General features: G+C 69.9%; 4 protein-coding genes and 1 pseudogene. 4 read left to right on the top strand and 1 reads right to left on the bottom strand.

Features of this window, described 5'->3' with window-relative positions; translation table 11 throughout:
* Positions 1-71: 71 nt before the first annotated feature.
* Entirely contained in the window at positions 72-1,478 is a 1,407-nt protein-coding gene (locus tag ACSW7Y_RS15070; protein WP_438127055.1) for an MDR family MFS transporter, read from the bottom strand.
* A 68-nt stretch (positions 1,479-1,546) separates the two neighbouring features.
* Here ACSW7Y_RS15070 and ACSW7Y_RS15065 point away from each other — a divergent pair, with 68 nt between their 5' ends.
* The 4 genes and pseudogenes from ACSW7Y_RS15065 to ACSW7Y_RS15050 form a co-directional block, all read left to right on the top strand.
* Positions 1,547-2,125, top strand: a complete 579-nt coding sequence (locus ACSW7Y_RS15065) for a TetR/AcrR family transcriptional regulator (RefSeq protein ID WP_438127054.1) — start codon at positions 1,547-1,549, stop codon at positions 2,123-2,125.
* 306 nt (positions 2,126-2,431) lie between these two features.
* Positions 2,432-5,914, top strand: coding sequence for a DNA polymerase III subunit alpha (gene dnaE, locus ACSW7Y_RS15060; RefSeq protein ID WP_438127056.1), 3,483 nt, complete (start codon positions 2,432-2,434; stop codon positions 5,912-5,914).
* Positions 5,915-5,918: 4 nt separating this feature from the next.
* Complete coding sequence (locus ACSW7Y_RS15055; RefSeq protein WP_438127053.1) at positions 5,919-6,713, top strand: hypothetical protein; 795 nt, start codon at positions 5,919-5,921, stop codon at positions 6,711-6,713.
* Between the two features lie 322 nt (positions 6,714-7,035).
* A pseudogene (locus ACSW7Y_RS15050) lies at positions 7,036-7,227 on the top strand (histidinol dehydrogenase); the annotation flags it as partial.

Raw genomic sequence — 7,227 nt, 5'->3', positions numbered from 1 at the left:
CGCCCTGCGCGTGGCGTCGCCCCGAGCCGGCCTGGAGGCGCGGTGCCCGCCTGCCACGCGCCTCCCGTCCGTCAGCGGGTCGCTCCCACAGCCGTCGGCTCGCTGCGCGCCGTGGCCGGTCCCACCGGTCGCCCGGGGAGGAGCAGCGCCGTCGCCGTCGCCAGCACGGTGATCGCGGTCGCCCACCAGAACGCCTCGTGGAACGCCGCGACCGGGTGTCCGCCCGCCGCCGCTCCGGACAGGACCACCGCGAGGACCGCCGTACCGAACGCGCCGCCGAGCTGCTGCGCGAGCCGCGTGATCGTGCTCGCGTGCGGCATCTCCGTCTTCTCCAGCCCGGTGAAGCCCACCGCCATGATCGGGATCATCACGGCACCGAGGCCGATGCCGCGGACCACGAGCACGGCGCTGGTCCACCAGACCGCGGTCCCTCCGTCAGCGAAGGCGAACGGGATCGTCGCCGAGAGCACCACCGCGAACCCGACGACCGCGACCCAGCGCGCACCGAGGCGATCCGTCAGGCGTCCGGCGAGCGAGCGGCTGAGCAGCGAGCCGACACCTTGTGGGATGAGGAGGAGTCCGGCTCCGAGGGCGTCGGCACCGCGGAGCTCCTGGAACGACAGCGGGAGCAGCAGCATCCCGCCGTACAGCGACGCCCCCATCAGGAACATCCCGAGTGACGCGGCCGCCAGCGGACGGTGCCGCAGGAGGGTGAGGTCGACGAGGGACCTGACACCGCGGCGCGTGGCGCGGAGTATGAAGACGACGAGCAGGACCACCCCGGCTGCGAGCGGGGCCCACACGTCGGAGCGGCCGAAGCCCCCCGAGCGGCTAGCGTTGCTCAGGCCGAAGAGGACGCCGACGACGGCGGGGGAGAGCAGCGCGAGCCCCAGCACGTCGAGCCGTCCGGTGCCCGTCGGGCCGTCCGCGGGGATGCACCCCCACGCGAGGACGAGTCCGGCCGCGGCGAACGGCACGTTCACCCAGAACAGCCACGGCCAGGAGCCGGCGCCGAGGACCAGTCCACCGATCACCGGCCCGAAGATCGGTCCGAGCGCGGTCGGCAGTGACACGACGGCCATGAGTCGACCGACGTCCCGACCTCCGGCGGCCTGCATCAGCAGGGTCGTGAGGAGCGGCATCATCGCGCCGGCTCCGACGCCCTGCACGACCCGGAACACGACGAGGCTCGTGACGTCCCAGGCGAGCGAGCAGAGCACGCTCCCCACGAGGAACACGACCAGTGCCGCCATCCACAGCCGACGGCCGCCGATCCGGTGCTGGAGCCAGCCGACGACCGGCACCGTGACGCCCATCGCGAGGAGGTACCCCGTGCTCACCCACTGGACGGCATCGACGCCGGCATGGAGCTCGCGGGCGAGGGTGTGCAGGGCGACACTGACGATCGTCGAGTCGAACAACGGAGCCATCGCACCCACGACGAGGGCGACGGCGAGTCTGGAGAGGGAACGGTCCACGATGCTCCTTGGATACGGTTCTGTTTCTTAACGAGGCTGACCGTAGCCCTGCGCGCTAAGATACGCAAGTGGATCTTGCGAAGACGCGTCGCCGCGGAGAAGAACTCGAGACCGCTCTGCTCGACGCCGCCTGGACGGAGCTGCAGGCGGTGGGCTACCCGGCGCTCACCTTCGACGGCGTGGCAGCCAGGGCGGCGACGTCGAAGCCCGTCCTCTACCGGAGGTGGCCGACGAAGGTCGACCTCGTGATCGCAGCCCTCCAGCACGGTGGCTTGTTCAGCCGTCGTGAGCTCGTCGACACCGGTACCCTGCGGGGCGACGTGCTCCGGGCCCTGCGCGACTTCAACGCCGCGCGGTCGGGGTTCATGGCGGCGATCAGCGTCTACATGGCGAGCATCAACCAGGAGACCGGGCTGTCACCGGGTGATCTGCGCGACCGGCTGCTGGGTGGGCGCTCGACGATCGGTCGCGTCATGCTCGAGCGGGCAGTGGAGCGCGGGGAGATCCCGCGGCGGGACTGGCCGGACGGGATCGCGTCGCTGCCGTCCGACCTCGTGCGGCACGACCTGATGATGTCGTTGCGGACGCTCCCGGACCGTCGCATCGTCGAGATCGTGGACGACATCTGGCTGCCGCTCGTGCGCTGACGCGCAGCGCGGTCCGGCTGGTGCCATCAGGCCCGGCGCGCCCGGCCGGGTTCGACGAGGTCGCACGATGTGTCGCTCCCGACAGCCCGAGGCGACACATCGTGCGACCCCGGCGCCACGCACGCGGCGTGTCGTGCGCGCTCGCCGGCAAGCGATTGCCCGTTCCAGCGACCGCCACGCCGACGCGCCGTGGATGTGGGTGGTCGCGGTTAGGCTGTTCCCACACCGCAGCAGCTCCCGCGAACCGGAGGTTCCGTGTCGGATTCCGACTCCTTCGTCCACCTGCACGTGCACAGCGAGTACTCGATGCTCGACGGTGCCGCGCGTCTCGGCGACCTCGTGGCCGAGACGGCCGCGCAGGGCATGCCGGCCGTCGCCGTCACCGACCACGGCAACATGTTCGGCGCGTTCGAGTTCTGGAAGGCCGCCAAGGCCGGCGGTGTGAAGCCGATCATCGGGACCGAGGCGTACATCACGCCCCGCACGCACCGCTCCGACAAGACCCGTGTCCGCTGGGGCGACGGCGGCGGTGACGACGTGTCGGGTGCGGGGTCGTACACGCACATGACGATGTTCGCCGAGAACACCACCGGCATGCACAACCTGTTCCGGCTGTCGTCGAAGGCCTCGCTCGAGGGGTACTACTTCAAGCCCCGCATGGACATCGAGCTCCTGCAGGAGTACCACGAGGGCATCATCGCGACGACGGGCTGCCCCTCGGGCGAGATCCAGACGCGCCTGCGCCTCGGCCAGTACGACGAAGCGGTCAAGGCGGCGGCCGACTACCGCGACATCTTCGGCAAGGAGAACTACTTCGCCGAGATCATGGACCACGGGCTCGAGATCGAGCGGCGGATCATGAGCGACCTGATCCGCCTCGCGAAGGACCTCGGGATCCCGCTGGTCGGCACGAACGACCTCCACTACACGCACGCCCACGACGCGAAGTCGCACGCGGCGCTCCTCTGCGTGCAGTCCGGCGCGACGCTGAACGACCCGAACCGCTTCAAGTTCGACGCCGACGAGTTCTACCTGAAGACCCCGCAGCAGATGCGGCACCTCTTCCGCGACACCCCGGAGGCCTGCGACAACACGCTGCTCATCGCCGAGCGGTGCAACGTCGAGTTCGACACCGCCGCGAACTACATGCCGAAGTTCCCGGTGCCCGAGGGCGAGACCGAGCACTCCTGGTTCGAGAAGGAGGTCCGCAAGGGCCTCGAGTACCGCTACCCGGACGGCATCACGCCCGAGGTGCAGGAGCGCGCCGACTACGAGGTCGGCATCATCAACCAGATGGGCTTCCCGGGGTACTTCCTCGTGGTCGCCGACTTCATCAACTGGTCGAAGAACAACGGCATCCGCGTCGGCCCCGGCCGTGGTTCCGGTGCCGGCTCGATGGTCGCGTACGCGATGCGCATCACCGACCTCGACCCGATCCGGCACGGCCTGATCTTCGAGCGCTTCCTCAACCCGGACCGCGTCTCGATGCCCGACTTCGACGTCGACTTCGACGACCGGCGCCGCGGTGAGGCGATCAAGTACGTCACCGAGAAGTACGGCTCCGAGCGCGTCGCGCAGATCGTGACGTACGGCACGATCAAGGCGAAGCAGGCGCTGAAGGACTCCTCGCGTGTCCTCGGGTTCCCGTTCGGCATGGGCGAGAAGCTCACGAAGGCGATGCCGCCGCCCGTCATGGGCAAGGACATCCCGCTCACCGGGATCTTCGACAAGGACCACCCGCGCTTCAAGGAGGCCGTCGACGTCCGCACCGTGGTCGAGACCGACCCCGAGGCGAAGACCGTCTTCGACACCGCCCTCGGGCTCGAGGGGCTGAAGCGTCAGTGGGGCGTGCACGCCGCCGGCGTGATCATGTCGAGCGACCCGCTGATCGACATCATCCCGATCATGAAGCGGGAGCAGGACGGCCAGATCGTCACGCAGTTCGACTACCCGGCAGCGGAGTCGCTCGGCCTGATCAAGATGGACTTCCTGGGGCTCCGCAACCTCACGATCATCAGTGACGCGCTCGACAACATCCGGACGAACCGGGGGATCGAGCTCGACCTCGAGACCATGGGGCTCGAGGACGAGGACGCCTACAAGCTCCTGCAGCGTGGGGACACCCTCGGCGTGTTCCAGCTCGACGGCGGCCCGATGCGTGGCCTGCTCCGGCTCATGAAGCCGGACAACTTCGAGGACATCTCCGCGCTCATCGCCCTGTACCGTCCGGGGCCGATGGGTGCGAACTCGCACACGAACTACGCCCTCCGCAAGAACGGCGAGCAGGCGATCACGCCGATCCACCCCGAGCTCGCCGAGCCCCTCGCCGACATCCTGGACCAGACGTACGGTCTGATCATCTACCAGGAGCAGGTCATGGCGATCGCGCAGAAGGTCGCGGGCTTCTCGCTCGGACAGGCGGACATCCTCCGTCGCGCGATGGGCAAGAAGAAGAAGTCGGAACTGGACAAGCAGTTCGCCGGCTTCGAGCAGGGCATGAAGGACAACGGGTACTCCGACGCGGCGATCAAGACGCTGTGGGACATCCTGCTGCCCTTCTCCGACTACGCGTTCAACAAAGCGCACTCCGCGGCGTACGGCGTGGTGTCGTTCTGGACGGCGTACCTGAAGGCGCACTACCCGGCCGAGTACATGGCCGCACTGCTGACGAGTGTCGGTGACGCCCGCGACAAGCTCGCCCTGTACCTCAACGAGTGTCGGCGCATGGGCATCAAGGTGATGCCGCCGGACGTCAACGAGTCGATCGGCTTCTTCGCGGCCGTCGGCGACGACATCCGCTTCGGCATGGGAGCGATCCGCAACGTCGGCTTCAACGTCGTCGACGACATCGTGAAGGCCCGCACCGAGAAGGGCGCGTTCGAGTCGTTCCACGACTTCCTCCGCAAGATCCCGATCTCGTCCGCGAACAAGCGCACGGTCGAGTCCCTCATCAAGGCCGGGGCGTTCGACGAGTTCGGCAACACCCGGCGCTCCCTCGTGGAGATCCACGAGGGTGCCGTCGAGTCCGCGGTGAAGGTCAAGCGCGACGAGGCGAACGGCAACGTCGGCTTCGACTTCGACTCGCTGTTCGCCGAGGTCGCCGAGGAGCAGCCGTCCGCCGCCCCGGTGTCGCAGGTGCCCGACCGACCCGAGTGGTCGAAGCGCGACAAGCTCGCGTTCGAGCGCGACATGCTCGGTCTCTACGTGTCCGACCACCCGCTGGCCGGCCTCGAGATCGAGCTCGCGAAGCACCAGTCGATCACCATCGCCGACCTCATCGGGGCCGACGACTCGGTCGAGGGCGAGACCGTCACGGTCGCAGGGCTCCTGACGAGCGTGCAGCACCGCGTCGCGAAGTCGTCCGGCAACCCGTACGGCATCGTCCAGATCGAGGACTTCGGCGGCGAGATCGGCGTCATGTTCCTCGGCAAGACCTACCAGGAGTTCGGTCCGTCCCTCGTGGCGGACTCGATCGTGGTGCTCCGCGGGCGGGTGAACGTCCGCGACGACGGCAAGGCCCTGCACGCCGTGAGCATGTTCCAGCCGAACGTGGGCGACGTCATGGGCTCCGGTCCACTGACCCTGAGCCTGCCCGAACGTCAGGCGACGACCGAGATCGTCACCGAGCTCGCGGCGGTCCTCGGACGGCACAGCGGCGCGACCGAGGTGCGGCTGAAGCTCCTCAAGGACGACGTCGCCCGGACGTTCGAGCTGCCGTTCCCGGTCAACCTGACGCCGGACCTCTTCGGTGAGCTGAAGAGCCTGCTCGGTCCGCGCTGCCTGGTCTGACGTGGTGCCCGTCCACCCCGACGCCGCCGTCCTGCGGGCGTTCGGGGTGGACGGGGTCACGCCTGTCCTGCTGGACGGTGGCCGCGAGCTGACCTGGCGCGCGGGCGACGTCGTGCTCCGCCCCGACGACGCCCCCGCGGTGACCGACTGGCGCGCCGAGGTCCTCGCGACGCTCGCGCACACCCCGGCGTTCCGCACACCGCGTCCGGTCGCGACGGCCGACGGCGGGTGGCGCTCCGGCGGCTGGGAGGCCTGGGAGTACCTCGACGCTCGTGCCGACCCCTCCCGCATCGAGGACGTCCTCGACGCTGGCCGCGCCTTCCACCGGGCGATCGCGCTCCTCGAGCGGCCGTCGTTCCTCGACGACAGCGCGTCGGAGCGTTCCGGCAACGCCTGGTCGCGTGCCGATCGGATGGCGTGGGGCGAACTGCCGCTCCCGGCCGACCCGACGCTCGACCGGCTCGCGCGGGCGTTCCGTCCCGTCGACCTGCCGTCCCAGCTCGTGCACGGCGACCTGCTCGGCAACGTCCTCTTCGCGCCCGGCGCACCACCCGCCGTCATCGACTGGCCGCCGTACTGGCGACCGGCCGCGTTCGGAGAGGCCGTCGCGGTCGTCGACGCGGTGTGCTGGCACGGCGTCGCGGTGGAGCGGATGTGGACGCTCGGCCGCGGCACGGCCGAGTGGCCGCAACTGTTGGTCCGCGCACTCGTGTTCCGCATCGCCACGTTGCACCTGCTGGGCGCGTGGGACGCGGGTGCCGTGGCGCACCACCGGAGAGCGGTCGACGCGCTGACGTGACGTCCAGGACGGACCGGTCGCTTCTGGTGCGGCCCGTCAGTGCTCACGTGACCAGCGATCGGACGGGAGGCGCGGTGCGGGCCCGCCACGCTGCTCACGTGACCAGCGCGATCGGACGGGAGGCTCGGTGCGGGCCCGCCACGGGCCTCCCGTCCGCCGATCGGCCGCGATCGGGCGCGCCTTGCTGGCCGGTGTCGGACGCCTCGACCGGTGATCACGCAGACGCGCCGTGCGGCGCGGGCTCAGCGCGCCGAACGCGGGTGTCGCGAGCCGACGGACCGGAACACTCGCGACAGTGGTGCTCGGTAGGCTTGGCGACCTGATGATGCAGCGAATCGACCTCCGCGGCGGCCTGCCCGCCCGTGCCGAACTCCTCCGACTCATGCCCCGCGCCGCCGGCGACGTCTCGCACGCCGTCGATGCCGCACGCGAGCTCGTGGACGCGGTCCGGGAGCACGGTGCGACGGCGCTGCGCGAGCAGGCCGAGCGGTTCGACGGGGGAGCGCCTGAGCAC

Source organism: Curtobacterium flaccumfaciens (genome assembly GCF_051548005.1).
GTDB lineage: Bacteria > Actinomycetota > Actinomycetes > Actinomycetales > Microbacteriaceae > Curtobacterium.
The sequence above is the reverse complement of the archived record's forward strand: the minus strand, read 5'-3'. Positions and strand labels throughout refer to the sequence as shown.